General features: G+C 68.6%; 21 protein-coding genes. 13 read left to right on the top strand and 8 right to left on the bottom strand.

Features of this window, described 5'->3' with window-relative positions; all coding sequences use genetic code 11:
* The first annotated feature begins 67 nt into the window (after positions 1-67).
* The 4 genes from ABZX67_RS08000 (at position 68) to ABZX67_RS07985 (ending at position 2,779) form a co-directional block, all read left to right on the top strand.
* Complete coding sequence (locus ABZX67_RS08000) at positions 68-1,174, top strand: S8 family serine peptidase (protein ID WP_355356062.1); 1,107 nt, start codon at positions 68-70, stop codon at positions 1,172-1,174.
* A gap of 112 nt (positions 1,175-1,286) precedes the next feature.
* Positions 1,287-1,649: a WXG100 family type VII secretion target gene (locus tag ABZX67_RS07995; RefSeq protein WP_355356060.1), complete on the top strand. Its 363-nt coding sequence runs from the start codon at positions 1,287-1,289 to the stop codon at positions 1,647-1,649.
* A 78-nt stretch (positions 1,650-1,727) separates the two neighbouring features.
* Positions 1,728-2,027: a WXG100 family type VII secretion target gene (locus ABZX67_RS07990; RefSeq protein WP_355356058.1), complete on the top strand. Its 300-nt coding sequence runs from the start codon at positions 1,728-1,730 to the stop codon at positions 2,025-2,027.
* 236 nt (positions 2,028-2,263) lie between these two features.
* Positions 2,264-2,779, top strand: coding sequence for a hypothetical protein (locus ABZX67_RS07985; RefSeq protein WP_355356056.1), 516 nt, complete (start codon positions 2,264-2,266; stop codon positions 2,777-2,779).
* A 189-nt stretch (positions 2,780-2,968) separates the two neighbouring features.
* On the opposite strand, the gene ABZX67_RS07980 is transcribed toward ABZX67_RS07985, so the two are convergent.
* The 6 genes from ABZX67_RS07980 to eccCa all read right to left on the bottom strand — a co-directional run bounded on the left by ABZX67_RS07980 (position 2,969) and on the right by eccCa (position 12,325).
* Positions 2,969-3,352, bottom strand: coding sequence for a hypothetical protein (locus tag ABZX67_RS07980; protein ID WP_355356054.1), 384 nt, complete (start codon positions 3,350-3,352; stop codon positions 2,969-2,971).
* Entirely contained in the window at positions 3,316-3,969 is a 654-nt protein-coding gene (locus ABZX67_RS07975) for a hypothetical protein (protein WP_355356052.1), read from the bottom strand. The genes ABZX67_RS07980 and ABZX67_RS07975 overlap by 37 nt, the downstream gene beginning before the upstream one ends.
* 407 nt (positions 3,970-4,376) lie before the next feature.
* Positions 4,377-4,886 (bottom strand): hypothetical protein, encoded by a 510-nt coding sequence (locus ABZX67_RS07970; RefSeq protein WP_355356050.1) that lies wholly within the window; start codon positions 4,884-4,886, stop codon positions 4,377-4,379.
* Between the two features lie 160 nt (positions 4,887-5,046).
* A complete protein-coding gene (locus ABZX67_RS07965) occupies positions 5,047-7,320 on the bottom strand; it encodes a hypothetical protein (protein ID WP_355356048.1) in 2,274 nt (757 codons plus the stop codon).
* A gap of 12 nt (positions 7,321-7,332) precedes the next feature.
* Positions 7,333-7,836 carry a hypothetical protein gene (locus ABZX67_RS07960; protein ID WP_355356046.1) on the bottom strand — a complete coding sequence of 168 codons (504 nt, stop codon included), beginning with the start codon at positions 7,834-7,836 and terminating at the stop codon, positions 7,333-7,335.
* 523 nt (positions 7,837-8,359) lie between these two features.
* The gene (eccCa, locus tag ABZX67_RS07955) at positions 8,360-12,325 is read right to left on the bottom strand and encodes a type VII secretion protein EccCa (RefSeq protein ID WP_355356044.1); all 3,966 of its coding nucleotides are present in this window, start codon (positions 12,323-12,325) and stop codon (positions 8,360-8,362) included.
* Positions 12,326-12,606: 281 nt separating this feature from the next.
* Here eccCa and eccD point away from each other — a divergent pair, with 281 nt between their 5' ends.
* The 6 genes from eccD (at position 12,607) to ABZX67_RS07925 (ending at position 19,762) form a co-directional block, all read left to right on the top strand.
* Positions 12,607-14,106 carry a type VII secretion integral membrane protein EccD gene (eccD, locus tag ABZX67_RS07950; RefSeq protein ID WP_355356042.1) on the top strand — a complete coding sequence of 500 codons (1,500 nt, stop codon included), beginning with the start codon at positions 12,607-12,609 and terminating at the stop codon, positions 14,104-14,106.
* Positions 14,107-14,274: 168 nt separating this feature from the next.
* Positions 14,275-14,565 carry a 30S ribosomal protein S15 gene (rpsO, locus tag ABZX67_RS07945; protein WP_003958228.1) on the top strand — a complete coding sequence of 97 codons (291 nt, stop codon included), beginning with the start codon at positions 14,275-14,277 and terminating at the stop codon, positions 14,563-14,565.
* Positions 14,566-14,913: 348 nt separating this feature from the next.
* Positions 14,914-17,136 (top strand): polyribonucleotide nucleotidyltransferase, encoded by a 2,223-nt coding sequence (locus ABZX67_RS07940; protein ID WP_355356039.1) that lies wholly within the window; start codon positions 14,914-14,916, stop codon positions 17,134-17,136.
* Positions 17,133-18,512 carry a pitrilysin family protein gene (locus ABZX67_RS07935; RefSeq protein ID WP_355356037.1) on the top strand — a complete coding sequence of 460 codons (1,380 nt, stop codon included), beginning with the start codon at positions 17,133-17,135 and terminating at the stop codon, positions 18,510-18,512. The genes ABZX67_RS07940 and ABZX67_RS07935 overlap by 4 nt, the downstream gene beginning before the upstream one ends.
* A gap of 39 nt (positions 18,513-18,551) precedes the next feature.
* Positions 18,552-19,307 carry a 4-hydroxy-tetrahydrodipicolinate reductase gene (dapB, locus tag ABZX67_RS07930; RefSeq protein WP_355356035.1) on the top strand — a complete coding sequence of 252 codons (756 nt, stop codon included), beginning with the start codon at positions 18,552-18,554 and terminating at the stop codon, positions 19,305-19,307.
* The gene (locus tag ABZX67_RS07925; RefSeq protein WP_355356033.1) at positions 19,307-19,762 is read left to right on the top strand and encodes a hypothetical protein; all 456 of its coding nucleotides are present in this window, start codon (positions 19,307-19,309) and stop codon (positions 19,760-19,762) included. Before dapB ends, ABZX67_RS07925 begins: the two co-directional genes overlap by 1 nt.
* On the opposite strand, the gene ABZX67_RS07920 is transcribed toward ABZX67_RS07925, so the two are convergent.
* Both ABZX67_RS07920 and ABZX67_RS07915 read right to left on the bottom strand, forming a co-directional pair.
* A complete protein-coding gene (locus ABZX67_RS07920) occupies positions 19,752-20,300 on the bottom strand; it encodes a hypothetical protein (RefSeq protein WP_355356031.1) in 549 nt (182 codons plus the stop codon). The genes ABZX67_RS07925 and ABZX67_RS07920 overlap by 11 nt on opposite strands.
* A gap of 96 nt (positions 20,301-20,396) precedes the next feature.
* On the bottom strand, positions 20,397-20,636 hold the full coding sequence (locus tag ABZX67_RS07915; protein ID WP_355356029.1) for a hypothetical protein: 240 nt from the start codon (positions 20,634-20,636) through the stop codon (positions 20,397-20,399).
* A gap of 170 nt (positions 20,637-20,806) precedes the next feature.
* Here ABZX67_RS07915 and thyX point away from each other — a divergent pair, with 170 nt between their 5' ends.
* The 3 genes from thyX to ABZX67_RS07900 all read left to right on the top strand — a co-directional run bounded on the left by thyX (position 20,807) and on the right by ABZX67_RS07900 (position 24,470).
* The gene (thyX, locus tag ABZX67_RS07910) at positions 20,807-21,547 is read left to right on the top strand and encodes an FAD-dependent thymidylate synthase (RefSeq protein ID WP_355356027.1); all 741 of its coding nucleotides are present in this window, start codon (positions 20,807-20,809) and stop codon (positions 21,545-21,547) included.
* 198 nt (positions 21,548-21,745) lie between these two features.
* Positions 21,746-22,645 (top strand): 4-hydroxy-tetrahydrodipicolinate synthase, encoded by a 900-nt coding sequence (gene dapA / locus ABZX67_RS07905; protein ID WP_355356025.1) that lies wholly within the window; start codon positions 21,746-21,748, stop codon positions 22,643-22,645.
* A 139-nt stretch (positions 22,646-22,784) separates the two neighbouring features.
* On the top strand, positions 22,785-24,470 hold the full coding sequence (locus ABZX67_RS07900; protein WP_355356023.1) for a ribonuclease J: 1,686 nt from the start codon (positions 22,785-22,787) through the stop codon (positions 24,468-24,470).
* Positions 24,471-24,874 lie beyond the last annotated feature (404 nt).

Raw genomic sequence — 24,874 nt, 5'->3', positions numbered from 1 at the left:
CCTCAGTGGCACGGCCACAGCAGCGACTGTCGTAGAGCCGCAGCCGTTGCAGTGGTACTTGGATGCCATGCACGCCGAGGAGATCTGGAAAACGGCTACCGGCGAAGGCATCAAGGTCGCGGTCATCGACAGCGGCGTCAATCCTTCCACGCCGTCGCTTCAAGGCCAGGTCTTGAAGGGACGGGACTTCACCGGCGTCGCGGGTGAGGAGACCGACGATCACAACGGGCATGGGACAACCATCGCCGAGCTCATCGCCGGCACGGGTAAGGGTGGCGGCCTGAAGGGCTTGGCGCCCGGGGCGAAGATCATCCCCTACCGAGTGTCCGACACCGAGTTGCAGAACAAGGAGAAGGTGAACGCCTCCGACATGCAACAGGCGATCCGGGCTGCCGCTGACAGCGACGCGCAGATCATCAACGTGTCGATGGCGAGCGACTTCTACAGCTCGGAAGAGCGAGACGCTGTGGAATACGCACAGAGCAAAGGCAAGCTATTCTTCGCCGGTGCCGGGAACGGCGCCAAGAAGGGAAACAAGAAGCAGTATCCGGCCAGCTATCCCGAAGCTATTGCTGTTGCCGCTACCGGGCAGGACGGCGTGGTAGCCGAGTTCTCGCAGCACGGCGACTGGATCGACATTGCTGCTCCGGGCGCCGACCTTCCCCGCTGGTGCGATGAGAAGCTGCAAAATTACTGCGACAGCAATGGCGGTACGAGTGCCGCCACCGCCATCGCCTCCGCAACCGCCGCCCTCATCTGGTCCAAGCACCCCGACTGGACCGGAAACCAGGTGCTGCGCGTCATGTTCGAGTCCGCCGGGCGTGGCGAGGACTGGAAGCCCGGCACGGTGAGCACGTATCTCGGGCACGGCGTCGTGCGGCCCAACGCACACCTCAACCGGGGGCTCGGAAAGCCGGGTGACCCCAACATCAGCCCGTTGACCAACAAGCGCGTCGGCGGCAAGCCCGGCTCGTCCGCTTCGTCGGCTCCTTCTGCACCAGGTTCGTCACAGGCCCCGAAGGACAAGGCCGCTGATGACGCAGCCATGGCAAGCTCTTCGAGCAAGAACGCAGACGGCAACGGCCAGTTGGGCCTCATCATCGGCGGAGTCGCAGTCGTGGCCGTCCTCGCGGGCGCGGGCGTCTTCGTGGCCCGTAGGCGGCGTACCGCCTGACGCGGCGGCCGCGTCAGGCGGTACGCCGGGGTAACCCACAAGACCATCGCTGCGGACGGCTGAAACGAAAGTCCGCAGTGCAATGGAAAACCCAAGAAAGGGAGAGCGACACATGGCAGTCCAGAAGGTCGGCGATGCAAGTCTCAAGGACTTCCAGGACGAAATCACCCGGAACTTCGACGACGTCAAGGGGCAGCTGAAGAACCTCCAGGGCGTTATCGACAGCCTCGAAGGCAACTGGAAGGGCATCGGCGCCGGCGCCTTCGACGTCAAGCAGACCGAGATCAACCAGGGCATGGTTCGTATCGCGAAGCTGCTGCTGAACTTCCAGGAAGCGATTCAGGTCACCCGCACGACCGCCGGCAACACCGAGGACGAGGTGGAGCAGGCGCTGCGCGGCGTCGACGTGACCGGCGGTTTCTCGGGCGACGCGGGTGCGGAGCGCCGCGCGACGTCGAACATCGCCAGCTACTAAGCGCACAGGTCGTCATCCCGCGACCGCGACCGCGATCAGCACAGAGAACACACGCCTCAATCGGTATTTGGAGGAACCGTGGCACAGTCCAACGACGGCGTGATGGTCGTCACTTACGCCTCGCTCGAGCAGGCGGCATCGACCATCGAGGCCCAGGCTGCCCGCCTGGACGCGTCTCTCGAGGCCATCCAGAACAAGATCAAGAGCATCTCCAACACCTTCGAGGGTGAGGCGAAGACCGCCGCGGACGGCGCCCACGCCAAGTGGGACCAGGAGACGCGCGCGATCCACAACGCCCTCAAGGGCATCGCCAAGGCCGTCCGCGAGGCCGGCCCGGCGTACCAGGCCGGCGACCGTAAGGCCGCCAGCCACTTCTAAGTCTCACGGCCCGGCGAGGGCCTGAGCAGCACGCAGAACGAGTAGCAGGGTGGGCATGCGCGGGAGATGCCCACCCTCACTCTTTTGTGTGCTTCGTGCTTCCGCTCGCCTCGGGAGCGATGGGGCGCCGGCCGCTTGGCAGAACTGGGCGCTGCCCGCACCGAGCTCACACGGATGACCATCCCGTCCGGCGGCCGATTCCTCCGACCGCCCTGGCCTTCCCTCTGGAGCCCGCTGTGCCTCTGCGGTCAGGTATCACCCGCCCGATATCCCTGCTCCTGTCGACCGCGCTCACGGCCGGACTCACCGGCTGCGCACTGCTGGACCTCGCCGAGGACTGCGACGGGACCCACGACCAGGTGCAGGAGATGGCGGCGCTCGACATCCTCGACTCCCGGCCCGCAGGAGCCACCGTCGCCCGGGGCTTCGAGGAGGTGGACGCCGGCTGCTGGGCGGACAGCGGCGACGTCTCGGTGTACGCCAGCCGGACATACGCCTTCCCCGGCACGCAGGCCGACGTGGCCGCGTACTACCGGACGGCGGCGGTACGGGACGGATGGACTCCGCACCCCGAAGCCTCGCCCGACGACCTGTGCTTCGTCAGGGAGAACATGGTCCTGCAGATCGTCTTCCTCGCCGCCGAGCGCCTCGCGGAGGACGGTTACGGAAGCCGGCCTGACGTCACCACCGGGGCCGGCTACTCGCTCGACGTCATCTCGTTCGTGAACAGCGGCGTCGAGGCGGGCTGTTAGCGGGCTTGCCGTCAAGTGATCCTGGAGTGCATATCACCGTCGGGTGATACGTCGCATGGGTCACCTAACGGGCTGAGCCCCGGAGGTACGGCCCTTGGGCCACAACACACCTCACACCCACATCCGTAGGCGGGCGTCGGCCGGTGCCCCAAGAATGCAGCCCGGCCCCCGGCGTTATATCTCGGCTGCCTAGCGCGGCAGCTGCAGATCCGTGCAGCCGTGTTGCTGAGCGGCCCGTTTTGCGAACGCGATGAGGGCGGCCTTCGCGAATCCCGGGTTGTTCGTCGTGGCCGTTTGCGGCCGGATGACGAAGGACGCACGGTCCCTGTCATCGGGACAGCGGGCGCTCGCCCAGTAGGTCTCCTTGGAGCCGCCAGCGTCCGCGTCGGTCATGTAGGAGCCCTGCGCACGTCGATTCGCCGCGTACGGGCCGAAGGTGGCCTCCAGGTAGTAGAGATCTTCACGTGTCGTGTAGTAGTCGTCGTTGACGAGCACGCAGATGTCGAGCGGTGAGGCACCACTCGTTCGTGTTTCCTTCACACCCGAGATGCGCTCTTCCCGGGTGAAAGGCAAGCCCGCGCAGGCTCCTTGCGCCGCGCTTGGGGCCGTGACGCCCCCGGCGTTGGGATGGACGGCAGCGGCCCGCCAGGTGTGGCGTCGCAGTCCCAACGTTCGGCAGCCTTCGCCGCCGTGGCGGTGACGAACTCGGCGACCTGTCCGGGCCCGTGTGACTCGTCCTTGATCGCTGTCACCACCAGCGTGGTGTCTCTGTTGCGGCAGGGGAGGACGACGGCAGTGTTCGTCAGATCGGTGAAGCCGCGCCAGCCACCACCCAGGGGTATGGGCAGCGCCTCAGCACGCTCTCGGGGGAGGTAGTCGTCCCAATGGGCGGTAACGACCGAGGCCCGAGCCGGTAGACGGCTGACCGTGACGTACAGGTCCGCGACCTTGCACCAGTCGTAGCCCCGGTCGGTCCGACCACGGCGGATGTCGTGGGGCAGTCCGCGCTCGTGATCCATCCCCGTGAAGGCAAGGGTCTCCTCATACGGCAGGACGCCGCCGCAGTACGTCTCGAGCTTGCTCTCATACCCCCACCGCTTGCCGGCGTCGCTGAGCCGGTACCAGCCGTATCCCGCGAGGGTGGCTAGCGCGAGGGGTACCGCGATCCAGAGTGCCCACCGTCGTATCACCTTGATCGGACCACCCTAGTATCGCCGTGCCGCACCCAGCTGTTAGGCACCGGGCCCGACCATGGGTGCCTGGGCGGGAAGATTCGAAGGCAGGTTGCACCCCTTCCTCTTGTGTGCGTACTGCGCCGCGCCGAGGGCGAGGTCGGTCAACCCCTAGAGATCCTTTCGCCGCTGCGGGGGAGAACAGGATCCAGCAGGCTCGGCTCGATCGGCGTACCGCACAGGGCGGCGGGTGTGGTGAAGCTCCCGCTACGGGCGACGAACACCCGGAGACGGCCCCGATCGCCAGCAACGCAGCCACTGCCGTGAGGCACGCAACCCATGCCTGTACGTGCTGAGGCGGCAACATCCCCCTCTGGCCTTGTGGGAGCGCTCGCCCCCGCTCCCGCCCATAGCCGAGCGCCGTCTCACCAGATGTCACCCCGGCAGGCAGCCGAATCGGCCATCGCGTCCGTGTAGTCGGTGATCAGCGCCAGGATCTGGGATTCGGTGGCTGGCTCACCCTCGATGCGAATCGAGGTGAACAGCTCACCGTCGGTATCCTTGTCGATCTTGCTCGGGTCCACACACTTGACCCGGCCGATCGCTCCGGTGCTGGAGTACATATACCGCTTGTCGGCGGTCTCCTTATCGCCCGGTTCGACGCCGATCGTATTGGTTGCGACGTAATTCAAGGTGGAGCCCTGCTCGTACCACTCGACAGCAGCGGCGAGCGCGGCTTTTCCATCCACGTTTACGTAGCAGCGCCTCGCCCCAGAGCCTCGGGTGGCTCTGAAGGAAACGTTCTCGCCTGCCGGAAGGAGCGGCCTCAACACGTCGGGAGAGACTTTTGTGCCGCACAGCGATGTGGGAATTTCGTACTCCTGCGTCGGTGTAGAGCAGGCACCGAGGGCCAGAGACAACGCCAGCACACTCATGGTGGCGGCGACGGCCCGCCCGTGCGTCCCAAATGGCCCATGCAGTCGATGTGACCTTGGTTTGTCTCCGAAGAGCATCATCGTCTCTCTTGGCGAAGTGGTGTCCGCGGTGGCAGGGCGTACCTGCCGCTGCGGACTCGGCAATAGATCACTAAACGACTCAGGTGGGAATCTCCGTTTCGAGGTCGTCTGCCATTCGGCGAACCGATGTGGACGCGTCATTGAAACCATCCGCGGTGCCGAGACGGGTCCACTCCTCGACCCTGGCCATGTCGGGCGACTTATGCGCCGCCGTAGCTAGGCGTGCGGCCTCAGCGCTGAGGAGGATGTTCCTCTCCTTGCTGTCCTCCCACAGCTGCCCCACAGTGGACCCACGGTTCTTCAGGTTCTCTGGTTCGGAATCCTTGAAGACCTGTTCAAGGAGGACGCCGCTCACCGTACCCGCGGCGCCGCCGACTGCGGCGCCCACGACCGGGGATGCAATGAAGGAGGTGCCGATGCCGACACCCGTGCCGATGATGCCGGAGAGGGCGCTCTTCCTTTGGTTGACCGCCAGCTCGAAGTCGGCGTCGGCTTCCTTCGCCTCACCCAGCACGGCTTCCTGCCGCCCGATGGCAAGTGTGCCGCCAACCTCGGCCGAGCGCCGGGAAATTTCCCTGATGGTGTTCTCCGCGCCGTGGTCGTAACGCTGATTCGCCGGCAGCTCCGGGTTCAGGTGGTAATCCATAAGGTTGGCCATGTATGCCTTCTGGCCCACCTCGATGGTCGCGTAGCCTTCAGGGTTTTGCCCAACGGTCACCAGGAATCGTGTCACAGATGCGTGGTCCAGGTCCGCTACCGCCCCCGTGATGGGGAACAATTTGCTGACGCTCTTGTTCTTCTCATCGGCGTCCGCGGTTGCCCTGTTGATGTCCGGCAGGTACTCAGAGGCGATCTGGCCCAAGCTGTCGGACATGAAGCCGTGATCCGTGAGGCGTTTGGGAACTTCGGAGACCGAAGCGAAGATGTCCTCCACCAGCCGGGCCTGCGCGGCGTTGTGCGCCGGAGTGTCGGCAGTAGGCATCTCCCCGGCCCGGTGGCCGGTTGCCGCAGCCTCCAATGCCAAGGCCAGGTTGTTGCGGCCTTCGATGCTGTCCTCGCCCTTGCTGTCCACCTCCGGCGGCCAGTGGCGCTCCTCGAAGAGGTACTGGAAGTTGCTGAGTTCCTTCCTGCCCTTGTACTCGTTCTCGTCGTCGGAGTCGTACGTGAATTCGTGGTCGTCGTCCTTCGACAGGAATTGCTGGTTGAAGAAGTCGGCACCGGCACCCGGGCTGTTGGACAGGGCCTTCAGGAAGCCCACCAGAGGGTCGGAACCAGAATCCGTGCCGGTCCGGTTAAGTTCGGGGGCAGCCGGGAGGTGTTGCCAGGCCGGTTGGCGGCCGTTGTCGCTGCGAGTCTTCTCGACCTGCATCAACTTGGCGCCGTAGTCCTGGAGGAACCCGTCATCGAAGTCGCCCCAGCGCATCAGGTTGCTCATCACCTGGAAGCCGAAGACGCCGCTGTGCTTGTTGAGGGGCTGTCCGCCGAGGTCGGCCATGTCGTACTTCCACTTCGACATCTCGGGAGTGTCGGCGTGCGAAGCGGTGGCCAGCGTAAGGCTGAGGTTCTTCTGGAGGTCGTCGTATTGCTCGCGCCGGTCGTGGTAGACGTCATAATTTCGCGACATGTCGGTGATGCCCGCCCAGAACTCAAGGGTCCCCTTCGGCCCCAGCTGCTCGGCGAAGCGCTCGGCGAACAACGGGTCCCCGGAGCGCTTCTGCAGGCCCGCGTTGAGCCGGTCGAAGTCGCTGGGGGTCAGGTCCTCGGGCTTCTTCTTGGCCAGCTTGGCGAGCTCCTCCGCCTCCTTGAGGGCGGCGGCCGCGGCGTCGCGGTCCTTGTACTTCGCCTCCGAGAAGCCGTAGTCGGTGAGGTCGACCAGCGCCTGCAGGGTTGTGGCGGCGGAGTTGTCGATCTCGCTCGCCTTGTTGACGATCCCCTGAAGCTCGTCGCGCAGCCCGTCGATGTCCTTCTGCGTCACGTCCTTGGCTTCGGGGTTCGCGTCGACCTTGAAGCTCTTACCGCTGACCGTGACCGTGAGCTGCTTCGTACGTCCCCGCTCGATGGCCTCCTTGAGCAGTCGCTGCTGCGTCTTCAGCTCGTCGCGCGTGTCCCGGAGGATGTTGAGGATGGACGTGGCCTGCGTGTGCGCGTCGGAGAACTCGCCGGCGGTCTTGGCGATGAACTGCCGGGAGACCGCGGCGTTGTAACCGGCCCAGTTCGCCTTGTTGGCCTTGCCGACGAGCCCGTCCTTCGCATCCGCCGCCAGCTGTTGCAGTTTGGTCAGCATGCTCGTCCAGTCGCTGACCGTATCGTCGAGCGGCTTGAAATTGGCGGAGTGCAGATCTTCGAAATCCACCGGCTGATCCCCCTAGTCCTTCTTATCCTTCTCGTCCTTCTTCTCACCGTGCACTGAGTTCTTCTCGCCCGGTGGTGCGTAGGACTCGTCGAAGCCGGCATCGAGCGTGGCGATGCTGCTGACGTGACGCTCGATGTGGATTTCGTCGCCCTGGTGCGCCTTCGTTGTGAAGTCCATGTGGTTCGAGATCAGCGCGCAGGCGTCCATGAGGGTGCTCAGCTGCCGGTCCCAGCGGGCGGCCACGTGCTTCAAGGCCCCACCCAGCGCGAAGCCCTCCTTGGTCAAGGCGGTTCCGGCTGCGTCGGTCTCGGCGACCCGAGCCTCTTTCCACATGCGGTTGTAGAGCTTGAAGGCCTCGTCACCGATCGCGGCAAGGTCCTTCTGGGAGACCAGCAGATCGCCCGTGGGGCCGCCCGCGTTGGGCCTGTCCTCGGGTGGCAGTCCGTTCAACCGCATTCCGGTCGACTGCTTCTGGGCAGCCGATTCCTTCAGCTGCTCCCACTCGTTCCACGCCATCGTCCGGGCTCCTTCCCCCGCGCCTGCCGCGCGCCTCATGTGGCATGAACCTATTGAGGGTGCCAGCCCTCGCGGTCACGAGCGAGGACTTTCCTCGACGTCGGTTGCGACGCTGTACATGAGGTCGCCCACGGTGCGTGCCATTTCCGGATGTCCCGGCCATGGTGTCGCCGTCACCGTCTGGCACATGCCGCCGGCGACCTCACATTCCTCCGTCCTCGGCCGTCTCCCAGATACGCGGCCGCGCCTCACCCGCCTGAAGGCCTCGGCGTGGCCCAGCGGCCCCTAGTAAGCCGCCGCGAGCCGCATCAACTCCACCACCTGCCACAAGAGGATCCCGCGGCCACCACCAGCCCGATCCGCCGCCACCCGAAGGACGCAGCCGACGGCTCGTGGGCCTCCGGGTCGTCGAAGTGGGGGGCCCGGAAGCGCCACCAGAGCCTGCGCGGTACGTCCGTGACGGCCATGGCGAGGAACAGCACCGCGAACGCTCCGGCGAAGACGCTCGCCCAGATCAGCCCGCTCACCCCAGCAGCTCCGGCATCAGCCCCGTCTGCACCAGCGGGTTCCCCCGCTGCCGCGACACGAAGGTGCCCCGGCCCGCCGGCATCGGCCGCATGCGGACGCCGCCCAGGATGTCGCCCTCCTGCGGGTCTCCCGACAGCAGGACGCCCTGGGCGCCCAGCTCCATCATGCGCTGCATGAACGGCTCGTAGGAGGCGCGGCTCGCGCCCGCCGCGCTGCGGGCGATGATGAAGCGCACGCCCACGTCACGCGCGAACGGCAGGTGTTCCGTCAGCTTGGACAGCGGGTTGCCGCTCGACGTCGACACCAGGTCGTAGTCGTCGACCACGACGTACACCGACGGGCCCCGCCACCAGCTGCGGTCCCGCAGCTGCTGCGCCGTCACGTCGGCCGACGGCGTACGGCGCTGCATCAGGTCGGCCAGGGCGTCCACGTGGTGGTCCATGTTGTTGGACATGGGCACGTACTCCGCCAGGTGCGAGGCGGGAGTGACGTCCAGCAGCGCGCGCCGGTTGTCGACCACGAAGAACTTGCAGGAGTCACCGTCGTACCGCTCGCTCAGCTGCTTGATCAGCAGCCGCAGCAGGTTCGACTTGCCCGACTCGCTCTCGCCGAACACCAGGAAGAACGGGTCGCGGTCGAAGTTGACGAAGACCGGCTCCAGGTTGTTCTCGTCGATGGCGAAGGCGACGCCCCTCTTCGGCTCCACGAAGCCCGCCGGCAGCTGCTGCACCGGAAGCTCGCGCGGCAGCAGCCGCACCGCGGGCGCGCCCGGCGCCGTCCAGTGCCGTGCGACCTCCTGCGCCATCGCGGCGGCGGCCTCGGACAGCTCCGTGTCGGAGTTGATGCCGTCGATACGCGGCACCGCCGCCATGAAGTGCAGCTTCTCCGGGGTCAGACCGCGCCCCGGCACACCCGTGGGCACGTTCACGGCCGCCTTGCGGTCCAGCTCCGAGTCCATGGTGTCGCCGAGCCGCAGCTCCAGGCGGTTCATCAGGTGGTCCTTGAGGTTCGCCCGGACCTCCATCGACCGCGAGGCGGTGAGGATGACGTGGATGCCGTAGCCCAGACCGCGCGCCGCGATGTCGAGCACCGCGTGCTCCAGGCCCTCGTACTCGGTGCGGAAGTTGCCCCAGCCGTCGATGACGAGGAAGACGTCACCCCACGGCTGCTCCGTCACGGAGATGTCGCCGCGCGCCCGCAGCCTGCGGTACGTGCCGATCGAGTCGACGCCCGCGCTGCGGAAGTACTCCTCGCGCCGCGCCAGGATTCCGTACACCTCGGCGACCGTGCGCCGCACCTTCTCCGGGTCCAGACGCGAGGCGACCCCGCCCACGTGCGGCAGCCCGGCGATCGACGCCATGCCGCCACCACCGAAGTCCAGGCCGTAGAACTGCACCTCGTGCGGCGTGTGCGTCAGCGCGAACGCCGAGATGATCGTCCGCAGCAGCGTCGACTTGCCGGACTGCGGGCCACCGATGATCTGCATGTGGCCCGCCGCACCCGAGAAGTCCCGGTACAGCGTGTCGCGGCGCTGCTCGAACGGCTTGTCGACCACGCCGAGCGGCACGATGAGCCGACCCGCTCCCTCGTACCCGGGCTGGGTCAGCCCGCGTCCCTGCACACCCGTCAGGCCGGGCAGCAGCTCGTCCAGCGGCGGCGGGTTGTCCAGCGGCGGCAGCCACACCTGGTGCGCCTCCGCGCCCCGCCCCTCCAGCCGCCGCACGATCACGTCGAGTACGGAGTCGGCCAGCGCGTCGTCCTCGGGCGTGCGCTGCTCGGGCACCTGCGCCTGCGCGGTCGGCTGGATGTAGTGCACCGGCACCGGCGCGGCCGTGAACAGCGCCGGCCGGCGGTCCACCGGAAGCGGCCCGCCGGGCACGGCGGCGTGCGCGTTCTCGCGGTACACGCCGGAGACGTACGCCGCCTTGAACCGCACCATCTCGTCCGTACCGAACTTCAGGAAGCCGGAGCCGGGCACGTTCGGCAGCTCGTAGGCGTCGGGCACACCGAGAGCCGCGCGGGACTCGGCCGCCGAGAAGGTCCGCAGACCGATCCGGTACGACAGATAGGTCTCCAGGCCGCGCAGCCGGCCCTCCTCCAGGCGCTGCGAGGCGAGCAGCAGGTGCACGCCGAGGGACCGGCCGATACGGCCGATCTGCACGAACATCTCGATGAAGTCCGGCTTGGCGGAGAGCAGCTCGCTGAACTCGTCGATGACGAGCACGAGGGAGGGGATGGGCTGGAGCGGGGCTCCGGCGGCACGGGCCTTCTCGTAGTCGTGGATGTTGGCGTAGTTGCCCGCGTCGCGCAGCATCTCCTGGCGGCGGTTGAGCTCACCGCGGATGGAGTCGCCCATGCGGTCCACCAGCGTCAGGTCGTCCGCCAGGTTGGTGATGACGGCCGCCACGTGCGGCATCTGCGACATACCGGCGAAGGTGGCGCCGCCCTTGAAGTCCGCGAGGACGAAGTTCAGCGTCTCCGAGGAGTGCGTGACCGCCAGACCGAGCACGAGCGTACGCAGCAGCTCCGACTTTCCGGAACCGGTGGCGCCCACGCACAGACCGTGCGGGCCCATGCCCTCCTGGGCCGCCTCCTTCAGGTCCAGCATGACCGGCGTGCCGTCCTCGCCCACACCGATCGGCACCCGCAGCCGCTCCGACTGCGAGCGCGGCCGCCAGGTGCGGCTGACGTCGACGGACGCCGCGTCGCCGAGGTTCAGCAGATCGGTGAAGTCCAGGTTGGCCAGCAGCGGTTCGTCGTCGTCCGACCCGGAGCCGACCCGCAGCGGCGCGAGCTGGCGCGCCAGCGTCTCGGCGGCCTCCAGGCTCAGCCGGTCCGGAGCGCCCTCGTACACCATGCCGTGCGCCGATTCCAGGCGCAGCGAGTCGGGCTGCACCACGACCGACAGGCCGCCGCGAGCCCCGTGGACCTCGCCGGGTACGACCTCGATGATCGTCACGCCCTGCAGGCCCTCCGCCGTGGCGAGCGCCGACATGGAGGGGATGGACTGGCCGTCGAGGACGACCACGACGTGCGGCTGGTCCAGCAGCGGGTTGCCGCCGAAGCGCGGACGGCCCTCCAGCCGCCCGCCGAGCAGCTCGTCGAGCTCCCGCGCGTCGGTGGTGATCAGCCGCCGCGAGCCCGCACCGTCACCGGGCCCGGAGGCCTGGACGTGCGGGAACCACTTGGCGAACTCCCACTGACCGGCGCTCTCGCGGCCCACGGCGAGGGCGATGACCAGGTCCTCGGGGGAGTGCAGCGACGCCAGCGAGCCGATCATCGCGCGCGCGGCCGAGCGCGCGGACTCCGCCTCGCCGCTCACCGTCAGGTGGTAGAAGGCGCGCAGCGACACGGCGATGGGCAGGCCCTCCAGCGTGCTGTGGGCGTTGATGAACTGCTGCATCGCACCGGCCGTGAGCGGCTCCAGCTCGTCCACGGGTGCCGTTTCGGGGGCGATGAGCGGGGTGGCGAGCTGCTGGCTGCCCAGCCCGATGCGCACCTGCGCGAAGTCGTCGTCGGCGACGCGCCGCTCCCAGACGCGGCTGCCCTCGGCGACCAGCGCCCACAGCTGCTCGGGGGAGGGGTGCAGATAGAACTGGGCGTCGCGCTGGAGGCGCGCGGTCCGCAGCACCGTACGCCGGGTCTGCGTCAGGTACTTGAGGTAGTCACGGCGCAGGTCGGCGAGCTGCCCCTGGGTGCCGCGCCGGTAGCGCACCATCATCGCGATGGCCATGGCCACCGTCGACGCGATCATCACCATGCCCATGATCCGCATGACCGGATTCGGGGTCATGAAGAAGAAGACGACCGAACCACCCATGCCGAGCGTCGGCAGCAACTGCATCAGCACGCCCTCCTGCTGCCCCCTGGGCAGCTCGGGAGGGGGTTGCAGTTGCACCTGCTCGCCGGGTACTTCGGACGGCAGGGCCCGTGGTGGGCGCTTGACGATGATTTGACTCACAGCTCACCAATTCCCTTGGCGGACGGAAACGTTCCTATCGGCGCCCCCGTGGCGACGGGTTCCATCCGCGGGGAGGGATCCTACTTGTGAGGGGGGTTACGGGTGGGCGGTAGGGTGGCGAGAAATGGTGGCGCACCCGTGAACCTCCGCAAACAAATGGGTCATTCGGAGCGCCACGGCAGGACTTCGACGACTTGGACGACGCTCGGCGCCCGAGGTCGTCTCCGACGCCTCGACGACGATCGACGCACGACATCCACGAGGGGAAGCAGCAGGTGAGTATGACGGCCTCAGCCGCGGCCACCGGAACGGGTCACCCGGCTCCCGCGACACCGTCCGGCGGCGGAACGGGATTCTGCCGCGTCACGGTCGTCGCGCCCGACGGCCGCGTCGACGTGGCACTGCCCGAGGACATCCCGGTCGCCGACCTCTACCCCGAGGTCCTCAGGCTGTCCGGCCAGAGCCCCGCACCCGGCGCGCCCGTCGGCTACCACCTGGTGCGCCGCGACGGCACGGTGCTCGACAGCGCGCGCTCGCTGGCCGCGCAGCGCATCCTCGACGGGGAGCTGCTGTCGCTGCGGCCCTTCGCCGAGTCGCTGCCCCCGGCCGTCTTCGACGACGTCGCCGACGCGGTCGCCTCCGCCGTCGCCCGTGACCGCACCCTGTGGTCCGACGCCCTGATGCGCGGCGCCGGCCTCTTCGGCGGCTCGGTGCTGCTGGTCCTCGTCGCGTTCGTGCTGTGGACGGCCGACCCGCGGCACGACATGCACGGCCTGCCGGGCATCCTCGCCGGCATCACCGGCGTCCTGCTGCTCGCGCTCGCCGGCGTACGCGCCCGGGTCTACGACGACCGGGCCTCGGCCATCGCGCTGGGCGTCGGAGCCATGGCGAACGCCGCGGTCGGCGGAGCGGGCCTGCTGCCGCTCACGGGCGGGCAGGGCGTCGGCAAGCTGCAGTTCCTGCTGGCCTGCGCCGCCGTCCTGGTCGTCGCCGTCATCCTGACGATCGTGGCGCCCGGCGGCGACGGCCCCTTCGTCGCGTTCGTCTTCGCCTCGGCCGTCGGCCTGCTGGTGACCTTCGTCGCCATCACCACCAAGATCACGCCCGCCGAGACGGCCGCCGTGTGCGCCCCGCTCGCCGTGGGCGCGCTCGCCTTCCTGCCGGGCCTGTCCACCCGCTTCGCCCGCCTCCCCATCGGCTTCGAGCCGCCCCGCACCTCCGTCGGCGGTTACGGGGCCGAGCCCGAGAACCAGGGCCCCATCGACTCCGAGCGCATCGCCGCCCAGGCCCGGCGCGGCCACGAGCTGCTGGTCGGGCTCGTCGGCGGCTGCGCGCTGCTGGCCGTCGGCGCCTCGGCGGTCCTCGGCTTCTCCGACAACGTGTGGGGGCAGCTGCTGGCCCTCGCCACGGGCGTCGCGATGCTGATGCGCGCCCACCTCTTCCGGTACACCGCCCAGGTCGGCTGCGCGCTCGCCGCCGGCCTCGGCTCCCTGGTGCTGCTGGGCCTGGGGCTGTGCCTCAACCCGCCGGCGACCATGATCCGCGACGCTCTGCGGGGCGACGGCACCGCGCTGGACATCCGTACGATCTGGCTCACCGCGGCGGTCGCCGCCGTGGCCGCGCTGATCGTCTCGATCGGGCTGATCGTGCCGCGCAAGGGCGTCACCCCCTTCTGGGGCCGGTTCCTCGAGATCGCGGAGTCCTTCGTGCTCCTCACCCTCGTACCGCTGTGCCTGGCGGTCTTCGACGTCTACCACTCCATCCGTGCGCTGACGTCCTGACCGGGCCTGGTACGCTGTGTAACGGCCGTTTGTGTACGCGCACCCGGAGAGCTCGCTCTCTCTGGAGTGCAGCGCCCATCGTGCCTTCGCCTCCGAGTCACGGAAGCTCCCCTGAGACCAAGACCAGGGGCACTCGCGGGCGCATCGAACACCAATGAGGAGTACCGAGTGTCTCTCGACGCCGCTACGAAGAAGCAGATCATGGCCGAGTTCGGCACCAAGGAGGGCGACACCGGCTCCCCCGAGGTCCAGGTCGCGATGCTGTCCCGCCGTATCTCGGACCTGACCGAGCACCTCAAGACCCACAAGCACGACCACCACTCCCGCCGGGGTCTGCTGATCCTGGTCGGCCAGCGCCGCCGCCTGCTGCAGTACCTGGCCAAGAAGGACATCCAGCGCTTCCGTGCGCTGGTCGACCGCCTCGGCATCCGCCGCGGTGCGGCCGGCGGCGCCAAGTAAGTCGCCGTGAAGGGAGCGGTTCCCACGCTGAGGGGGCCGCTCCCTTTGCTGTTGCTGTAAGCGCCGCACCGCCCCCAAGGGCTGTACGCGCTGTGATCGGAATGCCAACCTGAGCCAAAGCTCAGTAATCTGGTCGCACAACGCAATAACGAAAACGCCATAAGAGCCGCAAAGGCTGGCTGGGAGAGGCGCCCCTCGCCGTCGCCGGTCCTCGGTAGTGGCCCCCGGGAGGGACATCCCGGGTGCTTCGATCGAAGACCGGCCCGCACACAAGGCGCGCTTCTCCGCCCCGTTCCCCGCCACACGGGCAGGGGACGCAAAGACGACAAGCAAACGGAGAAATCGCTAGTGGAGAACGAGACCCACTACGCCGAGGCCGTCATCGACAACGGCACCTTCGGCACCCGCACCATCCGCTTCGAGACGGGCCGCCTGGCCAAGCAGGCCGCCGGCTCCGCCGTGGCGTACCTGGACGACGACACCATGGTGCTGTCGGCCACCACGGCCTCCAAGAAGCCCAAGGACCAGCTCGACTTCTTCCCTCTGACGGTCGACGTCGAGGAGCGGATGTACGCGGCCGGCAAGATCCCCGGCTCCTTCTTCCGCCGTGAGGGCCGCCCCTCCGAGGACGCCATCCTCACCTGCCGCCTGATCGACCGGCCGCTGCGCCCCTCCTTCAAGAAGGGCCTGCGCAACGAGATCCAGATCGTCGAGACGATCATGGCGCTCAACCCCGACCACCTGTACGACGTGGTCGCGATCAACGCCGCCTCCTGCTCCACGCAGCTGGCGGGCCTGCCCTTCTCCGGCCCGATCGGCGGCACCCGTGTCGCCCTGATCAAGGGCCAGTGGGTCGCGTTCCCGACGCACACCGAGCTCGAGGACGCCGTCTTCGACATGGTCGTCGCGGGCCGCGTCCTGGAGGACGGCGACGTCGCGATCATGATGGTCGAGGCCGAGGCCACCGAGAAGACGATCGAGCTCGTCAAGGGCGGCGCCGAGGCCCCGACCGAGGAGGTCGTGGCCGCCGGTCTCGAGGCCGCGAAGCCGTTCATCAAGGTCCTCTGCAAGGCCCAGGCCGACCTGGCCGCCAAGGCCGCCAAGCCGGTCGGCGAGTTCCCGGTCTTCCTCGAGTACCAGGACGACGTCCTGGAGGCGCTCACCGCCGCCGTCAAGCCGGAGCTGTCGCAGGCGCTGACCATCGCCGGCAAGCAGGAGCGCGAGGCTGAGCTGGACCGCGTCAAGGAGGTCGCCGCCGAGAAGCTGCTCCCGCAGTTCGAGGGCCGCGAGAAGGAGATCTCCGCGGCGTACCGCGCGCTGACCAAGAAGCTGGTCCGCGAGCGCGTCATCAAGGACAAGGTCCGCATCGACGGCCGTGGCCTGACCGACATCCGTACGCTCGCGGCCGAGGTCGAGGCCATCCCGCGCGTGCACGGTTCCGCGCTGTTCGAGCGTGGCGAGACCCAGATCCTGGGCGTCACCACCCTCAACATGCTCCGCATGGAGCAGCAGCTGGACACCCTCTCCCCGGTGACCCGCAAGCGCTACATGCACAACTACAACTTCCCGCCGTACTCCGTCGGCGAGACCGGCCGCGTCGGCTCCCCGAAGCGCCGCGAGATCGGCCACGGCGCGCTCGCCGAGCGCGCGATCGTGCCGGTCCTGCCGTCGCGCGAGGAGTTCCCGTACGCGATCCGCCAGGTGTCCGAGGCCCTCGGCTCCAACGGCTCGACGTCCATGGGCTCGGTCTGCGCCTCCACCATGTCGCTGCTGAACGCCGGTGTGCCGCTGAAGGCCCCCGTCGCCGGCATCGCCATGGGCCTGATCTCCCAGGAGATCGACGGCGAGACGCACTACGTCGCCCTCACCGACATCCTCGGTGCGGAGGACGCCTTCGGCGACATGGACTTCAAGGTCGCCGGTACGAAGGAGTTCGTCACCGCCCTCCAGCTCGACACCAAGCTGGACGGCATCCCGGCCTCCGTCCTGGCCGCGGCCCTCAAGCAGGCCCGCGACGCCCGCCTCCACATCCTCGACGTGATGATGGAAGCGATCGACCGCCCGGACGAGATGTCCCCCAACGCCCCGCGGATCATCACCGTCAAGATCCCCGTGGACAAGATCGGCGAGGTCATCGGCCCCAAGGGCAAGATGATCAACCAGATCCAGGAGGACACCGGCGCCGAGATCACGATCGAGGACGACGGCACCATCTACATCGGTGCCGCCGACGGCCCGGCCGCCGAGGCCGCCCGCGCCACGATCAACGGCATCGCCAACCCGACCATGCCGGAGGTCGGCGAGCGCTACCTGGGTACGGTCGTCAAGACCACCACCTTCGGTGCGTTCGTGTCCCTCATGCCGGGCAAGGACGGCCTGCTGCACATCTCGCAGATCCGCAAGCTCGCCGGTGGCAAGCGCGTGGAGAACGTCGAGGACGTGCTCGCGGTCGGCGCCAAGGTCCAGGTCGAGATCGCCGAGATCGACCAGCGCGGCAAGCTCTCCCTGGTCCCCGTGATGGCGGACGAGGACGCTTCCGCCGACGACGCGAAGGACGACACCGACCAGTGACGTCCCGTAGTCCGAAGACGACGGCCCGCACCTCCTCGGAGGCGCGGGCCGTCGCCCGTACCCAAACGCTTCTCCCGGGCAAGGACGGCATCGGCACGGTCCGCCGCACCACCCTCCCGGGCGGCCTGCGCATCGTCACGGAGACCTTGCCCTCCGTACGCTCCGCCACCTTCGGCATCTGGGCGCACGTCGGCTCCCGCGACGAGACGCCCGCCCTCAACGGCGCCACGCACTACCTGGAGCACCTCCTCTTCAAGGGCACCCGCAAGCGGTCCGCCCTCGACATCTCCTCCGCCCTCGACGCGGTCGGCGGCGAGATGAACGCCTTCACGGCGAAGGAGTACACCTGCTACTACGCGCGCGTCCTCGACACCGACCTGCCGCTCGCCATCGACGTGGTGTGCGACATGCTCACCGGCTCGCTGATCCTCCAGGACGACGTCGACGCCGAGCGGGGCGTGATCCTCGAAGAGATCGCGATGACCGAGGACGACCCGGGTGACGTCGTCCACGACCTGTTCGCCAAGACGATGTTCGGCGAGACTCCGCTGGGCCGCCCGGTCCTCGGCACCGTCGACACCATCGAGGCGCTCTCCGCGGACCGCATCCGCCGCTTCTACAAGAAGCACTACGACCCGACCCACCTGGTCGTCGCCGCCGCCGGCAACGTCGACCACGCCACGGTCGTACGCCAGGTCCGCCGCGCCTTCGAGAAGGCCGGCGCCCTCACCCGCACCGACGCCGTCCCCGTCGCCCCCCGCGGCGGCCGGCGTGCCATCCGCACCGCGGGCCGCGTCGACGTGGTGGGCCGCCGCACCGAGCAGGCCCACGTCGTCCTCGGCGTGCCGGGCATCGCCCGCACCGACGACCGCCGCTGGGCCCTGGGCGTGCTGAACACCGCCCTCGGCGGCGGCATGTCCTCGCGCCTCTTCCAGGAGGTCCGCGAGAAGCGCGGCCTGGCCTACAGCGTCTACTCGTACACCTCGGCCTTCGCCGACTGCGGCCTGTTCGGCGTGTACGCGGGCTGCCGCCCCAGCCAGGTCCACGACGTCCTGCGGATCTGCCGGGACGAGCTCGACCGGGTCGCGCGCGAGGGCCTTGACGACGACGAGATCGAGCGGGCCATCGGCCAGCTGAAGGGCTCCACCGTCCTCGGCCTGGAGGACACCGGCGCCCTGATGAACCGCATCGGCAAGAGCGAGCTGTGCTGGGGCGACCAGATGTCGGTCGACGACATGCTCGCCCAGATGGCCGCCGTCACCCCCGACGACGTACGGGACGTGGCCGCCGAGCTCCTCGGACAGCGCCCGTCGCTGTCCGTGATCGGCCCCCTGAAGGACAAGCAGGCCGACCGCCTCCACGACGTGGTCGCGTAACCGCACATCCGCCATGGAACCGAAGGAAGAAGTACGAGCATGAGCAGCAAGCTGCGCGTCGCGGTCATCGGCGCCAAGGGCCGCATCGGCTCCGAGGCCGTACGCGCCGTCGAGGCCGCCGAGGACATGGAGCTGGTCGCGGCCCTCGGCCGGGGCGACAAGCTGGAGACCCTCGCCGAGACCGGCACCCAGGTCGCGGTGGAGCTCACCACCCCCGACTCGGTCATGGACAACCTCGACTTCTGCGTACGCCACGGCATCCACGCCGTCGTCGGCACCACCGGCTGGACCGAGGAGCGCCTCGCCCGGCTGTCCGGCTGGCTGGAGGAGTCCCCCGACACGGGCGTCCTCATCGCCCCGAACTTCTCCATCGGCGCGGTCCTCACGATGAAGTTCGCGCAGATCGCGGCGCCGTACTTCGAGTCCGTCGAGGTCGTCGAGCTCCACCACCCCAACAAGGTGGACGCCCCCAGCGGTACCGCCACCCGCACCGCGCAGCTGATCGCCGCCGCCCGCGCCGAGGCCGGCTGCGCCCCGCAGCCCGACGCGACGGCGACGGCCCTGGACGGCGCGCGCGGCGCGGACGTCGACGGCGTCCCCGTCCACGCGGTACGCCTGCGGGGCCTGCTGGCCCACCAGGAGGTGCTGCTCGGCGGCGAGGGCGAGACGCTGACGATCCGGCACGACTCGCTGCACCACAGCAGCTTCATGCCCGGCATCCTGCTCGGCGCCCGCCGCGTGGTCACCACCCCCGGCCTCACCTTCGGCCTGGAAAACTTCCTGGACCTGGGCTGATGCGCGCCAAGCTCACGTACTTCCTCACGGCAGCCGTCCTGGTCGTCTACTTCGTCCTGGTCGGCAGCCGTGGCGTGATGCTGATCCAGCAGGGCACCGCGCTCACCGTCACCTTCGGCTGCGCGGTGCTCATCCTGCCGGTCATCGGCGTCTGGTTCCTCTGGAAGAACACCCGGTTCGTCACCAAGGCCAACCGCCTCGCCGCCGAACTCGAAGCCGAGGGCGGCCTCCCGGCCGACGACCTGAAGCGCACCCCGAGCGGCCGCGTCGACCGCGAGGCCGCCGACGCCGTCTTCGCGCAGCGCCGCGCCGAGACCGAGGACTCCCCGGACGACTGGCGCTGCTGGTTCCGCCTCGCGGTCGCCTACCACGACGCCCGCGACACCCCGCGCGCCCGCAAGGCGATGCAGCACGCGATCGCCCTCCACGAGGGCAGGCGCCCGGTCAGGAACTGACGGCGAACTCCGCGCTCCACGCCCCCAGGCGCTCTGCGGCCCGGTCGAACGCCTCGACCCGCGCCAGGAAGTCCGCGTTGTGGTCGGTGAGCAGCGGCAGCTGCCCACCACCCTGGCGTACGAGCACCAGAGCCTGCCCCTGCACGGTGCGCGGCAGCCCGAGCCACCGCACGGGCTGCTGCACCGTCCGTACGACGGAGACCCGCGCCCACGGCACGGTCTCCGTCCGGAAGAACCCCACACGCCGTACGCCCTCGCGGCTCACCCACGCACCCATGCGCAGCAGCCGCAGCGCCGCGCCGATCACCAGCGCGGCCACCCCGAGGCAGACCGCCGCCCCGGGCAGCGCCCCCGCGAAGGCGATGATCATCGTCGCCAGCAGGACGAACGAGGCGAGCAGCAGCGCCAGCGCCGCGGCCCCCACGCGCCAGGGCCCCGGCCGGTACGGACGGCGCCACTGGTCGTGGTCCTCGTAGGGAAGCGCGACGTCCTCGCTGGTGTCGAAAGCACGGTCGGCCGTCAGGAAGGGCAGGGGCACGACGGATCCTCACTCATACGCACGCTCGATGGGGCTGTGCCCGGTGAGGCTACCCAGCACCTTCCGGACCGGCCACCGCAGGGTGGCCGTAGGGGTTCAACGGCCCTGGGAGGCCTCGGACTGCTGCGTGTGACCGGCCGCGGGGCCGCTCTCCAGCGCAGGCATCCCGAAGAGGAGCGACCCCACCAGCCCGGCCGCGACGGTCAGCCCGATCAGCGTACGACCGGCGACCTCGGACAGGCTGGGACGCTCGCGGGGCGGAGGAGTGACGTTACTGCGGAAGCGCTCGGCCTCCGCGACGAAGGCGAACGGGACTGCCTCACGCCGGCCGAACATGTGTGAGAACCCTCCTTGAAACTCGTGACGGACACTGCTACTGGGACAGACGCATGAAGCAGCGGTTTGGTGCCCCTTTCGGTGCCCGAATTCCAGGGATTCATGTGCTGTCAGTGCCGCGACGTAGAGTGGGCGCCGCCCGAGCGACGCGATTGGAAGGACCCCCGCCGGTGAGCGACACCCCCGCCGAAGACCTCAAGCCCACGTTCCGCAGCGATGTGACCGTCGAGCTGGTCAAGCACAGCGCCGCCGACTCCGACGTCCTGTGGGCGGCCCGCGTCTCCACGGCCGGCGAGCAGTCCCTCGACGAGCTGCAGAAGGACCCGGAGCGCTCCAAGGGGCTCATCAACTACCTGATGCGGGACCGCCACGGCAGCCCCTTCGAGCACAACTCGATGACCTTCTTCATCAGCGCCCCGATCTTCGTCTTCCGCGAGTTCATGCGCCACCGCGTCGGCTGGTCGTACAACGAGGAGTCCGGCCGGTACAGGGAGCTCCAGCCGGTCTTCTACGTCCCCGACACCTCGCGCAAGCTGGTCCAGCAGGGCCGCCCGGGCAAGTACGTCTTCGTCGAGGGCACCGAGGAGCAGCAGGCGCTCGTGGAGCGCACGATGGAGGCCTCCTACGTCCAGGCGTACGAGGCGTACCAGGACATGCTCGCGGCGGGCGTCGCCCGCGAGGTCGCCCGCTCGGTCCTGCCGGTCGGCCTCTTCTCCTCCATGTACGCCACCTGCAACGCCCGCTCGCTGATGCACTTCCTCGGCCTGCGCACCCAGCACGAGCTGGCCAAGGTGCCGTCCTTCCCGCAGCGGGAGATCGAGATGGTCGGCGAGCGGATGGAGGAGCACTGGGCGCGCCTGATGCCGCTCACGTACGCCGCCTTCAACGCCAACGGCCGCGTCGCCCCGTAATCACGGCCCGGACCCGCAGCCGGGAGCCCGTACCGAGGCCGCCCGAAGTGTCCGTATTGCGGCGTTCCGAGAAGTTCATCTAGGCTGATCAAACGGACCCGGCACTGCTTGAACCCCCGAGCAGGCAGTGCCGGGCTCCACCTCCCCAGCGTCCCCCGAGGGGACCCCACGCGCTGAGCAACGAGTAGCGTGTTACCCATGGCTCCGATCTCGACTCCGCAGACCCCCTTCGGGCGGGTCCTCACCGCTATGGTCACGCCCTTCACGGCGGACGGCGCTCTCGACCTCGAAGGCGCACAGCGGCTCGCCACCCACCTGGTGGACGCAGGCAACGACGGCCTGGTCATCAGCGGCACCACCGGTGAGTCCCCGACCACCAGCGACGCGGAGAAAGAGCAGCTCGTACGGGCCGTCCTGGAAGCCGTCGGAGACCGCGCCCACGTCGTCGCCGGCATCGGCACCAACGACACCCACCACTCCATCGAGCTCGCCCGTGCCGCCGAGCGCGCCGGCGCACACGGCCTGCTCGCCGTCACCCCGTACTACAACAAGCCCCCGCAAGAGGGCCTCTTCCGCCACTTCACCGCCATCGCGGACGCCACCGGCCTGCCGGTGATGCTCTACGACATCCCCGGCCGCAGCGGCGTCCCGATCGACACCGAGACGATCGTCCGCCTCGCCGGCCACCCGCGCATCGTCGCCAACAAGGACGCCAAGGGCGACCTCGGCCGCGCCAGCTGGGCCATCGCCCGCTCCGGCCTCGCCTGGTACTCCGGCGACGACATGCTCAACCTCCCGCTGCTCTCCGTCGGCGCCTGCGGCTTCGTCTCCGTCGTCAGCCACGTCGTCACCCCCGAGCTGCGCACCCTGCTCGACGCGTACCTCACCGGTGACGTCCAGAAGGCGACGGAGGTCCACCAGCGGCTGCTCCCGGTCTTCACCGGCATGTTCCGCACGCAGGGCGTGATCACCACCAAGGCCGCCCTCACCCTCCAGGGCCTCCCCGCCGGGCCGCTGCGCCTCCCGCTCGTGGAGCTCACCCCGGAGGAAACCGCCCAGCTCAAGATCGATCTCGCTGCCGGCGGGGTACAGCTGTAGCACCAGACTTCATAACCGAATAGCCCAACAACAGCCCAACAACTGAACACAAGATCCAAAACAGACAACAGCAAGTGCACGAATGTCACGCGCGCCACGTGCCCAAGCGGTACGTGGCGCGTGTGGTGAGGAGAGTCTTTTGAGTCATCCGCATCCTGAACTGGGCGCGCCCCCGAAGCTGCCCAAGGGCGGCCTGCGCGTCACCCCGCTCGGCGGTCTCGGTGAGATCGGCCGGAACATGACCGTGTTCGAGTACGACGGCCGGCTGCTGATCGTCGACTGCGGTGTCCTGTTCCCCGAGGAGGAGCAGCCCGGCATCGACCTGATCCTCCCGGACTTCACCACCATCCGGGACCGCCTCGACGACATCGAGGGCATCGTCCTCACGCACGGCCACGAGGACCACATCGGCGGCGTCCCCTTCCTGCTCCGGCTGAAGCCGGACATCCCGCTGATCGGCTCCAAGCTGACCCTCGCCCTGATCGAGGCCAAGCTCCAGGAGCACCGCATCCGCCCGTACACCCTCGAAGTCGTCGAGGGTGACCGCGAGCGGCTGGGCCCCTTCGACTGCGAGTTCATCGCGGTCAACCACTCCATCCCGGACGCCCTCGCCGTCGCCATCCGCACCCCCGCGGGCATGGTCGTGCACACCGGCGACTTCAAGATGGACCAGCTCCCGCTGGACAACCGCCTCACGGACCTGCACGCCTTCGCGCGGCTCAGCGAGGAGGGCATCGACCTCCTGCTGTCGGACTCCACGAACGCCGAGGTCCCGGGCTTCACGGCGCACGAGCGCGACATCTCCAACGTCATGCGCTCGGTCTTCGCGGGCGCCCAGAAGCGGATCATCGTGGCGAGCTTCGCCAGCCACGTCCACCGCATCCAGCAGATCCTCGACGCGGCCCACGAGTACGGCCGCCGGGTCGCCTTCGTCGGACGCTCGATGGTCCGCAACATGGGCATCGCCCGTGACCTGGGCTACCTCCGCGTCCCGCCGGGCCTGGTCGTCGACGTCAGGACGCTCGACGATCTCCCCGACCACGAGGTCGTGCTGGTCTGTACGGGTTCCCAGGGCGAGCCGATGGCGGCCCTCTCCCGCATGGCCAACCGGGACCACCAGATCCGGATCGTCCCGGGCGACACGGTGATCCTGGCGTCCTCCCTGATCCCGGGCAACGAGAACGCCGTCTACCGCGTGATCAACGGCCTCACCCGCTGGGGCGCCAACGTCATCCACAAGGGCAACGCCAAGGTCCACGTCTCGGGCCACGCCTCGGCCGGCGAGCTGTTGTACTTCTACAACATCTGCAAGCCGCGCAACCTGATGCCGGTCCACGGCGAATGGCGCCACCTGCGCGCCAACGCCGAGCTCGGCGCGCTGACGGGCGTCCCCAAGGACCACATCGTCATCGCGGAGGACGGCGTCGTGGTCGACCTGGTCGAAGGCCGCGCCCGGATCGTCGGCAAGGTCCAGGCGGGTTACGTGTACGTCGACGGCCTCTCGGTCGGCGACGTCACCGAGACCTCCCTGAAGGACCGCCGCATCCTCGGCGAGGAGGGCATCATCTCGGTCTTCGTCGTCGTGGACTCCACGACCGGCAAGATCACCGGTGGCCCGCACATCCACGCCCGCGGCTCCGGCATCGAGGACAACGCGTTCGACGCGGTGATGCCGAAGATCGCGGAGGCCCTGGCGCGCTCGGCCGCCGACGGCGTCGCCGAGCCCCACCAGCTCCAGCAGCTGATCCGCCGCACCGTCGGCAAGTGGGTCTCGGACACCTACCGCCGCCGCCCGATGATCCTCCCTGTGGTCGTCGAGGTCTGACGGCCCGTCGGGCCCGACCTGGAGCGGGGCACCTCGATTTGCATCGGGGCGCCCCGCTCCAGTACGTTTACGGCTCCGCCTGACCGGGAACCCGGCACATCCGTGTGCCGAGTGGGTCCCCGGAGGACCGGAAATACCGACTCAGAAACTCTGATAAAGTCGGTCCGGTCGAAAGGCAGCCGAAAGGCAAAGGCCCTCCAACGGCCACCGGAAACTGAATCCGAACCGGAAACGGAACGGAAAAAGAATCTGGTAAGGTTGGAAACACCGAAGGGAAGCGCCCGGAGGAAAGCCCCAGAGAGTCTCTGCGGGTGAGTACAAAGGAAGCGTCCGTTCCTTGAGAACTCAACAGTGTGCCAAAAATCAACGCCAGATTAGTTGATACCCCGTCCATCTTCGGATGG

Origin of the sequence: Streptomyces sp. NPDC003036 (genome assembly GCF_040611175.1) — a bacterium.
GTDB lineage: Bacteria > Actinomycetota > Actinomycetes > Streptomycetales > Streptomycetaceae > Streptomyces.
This window is presented reverse-complemented; position numbering and strand designations above follow the sequence as displayed.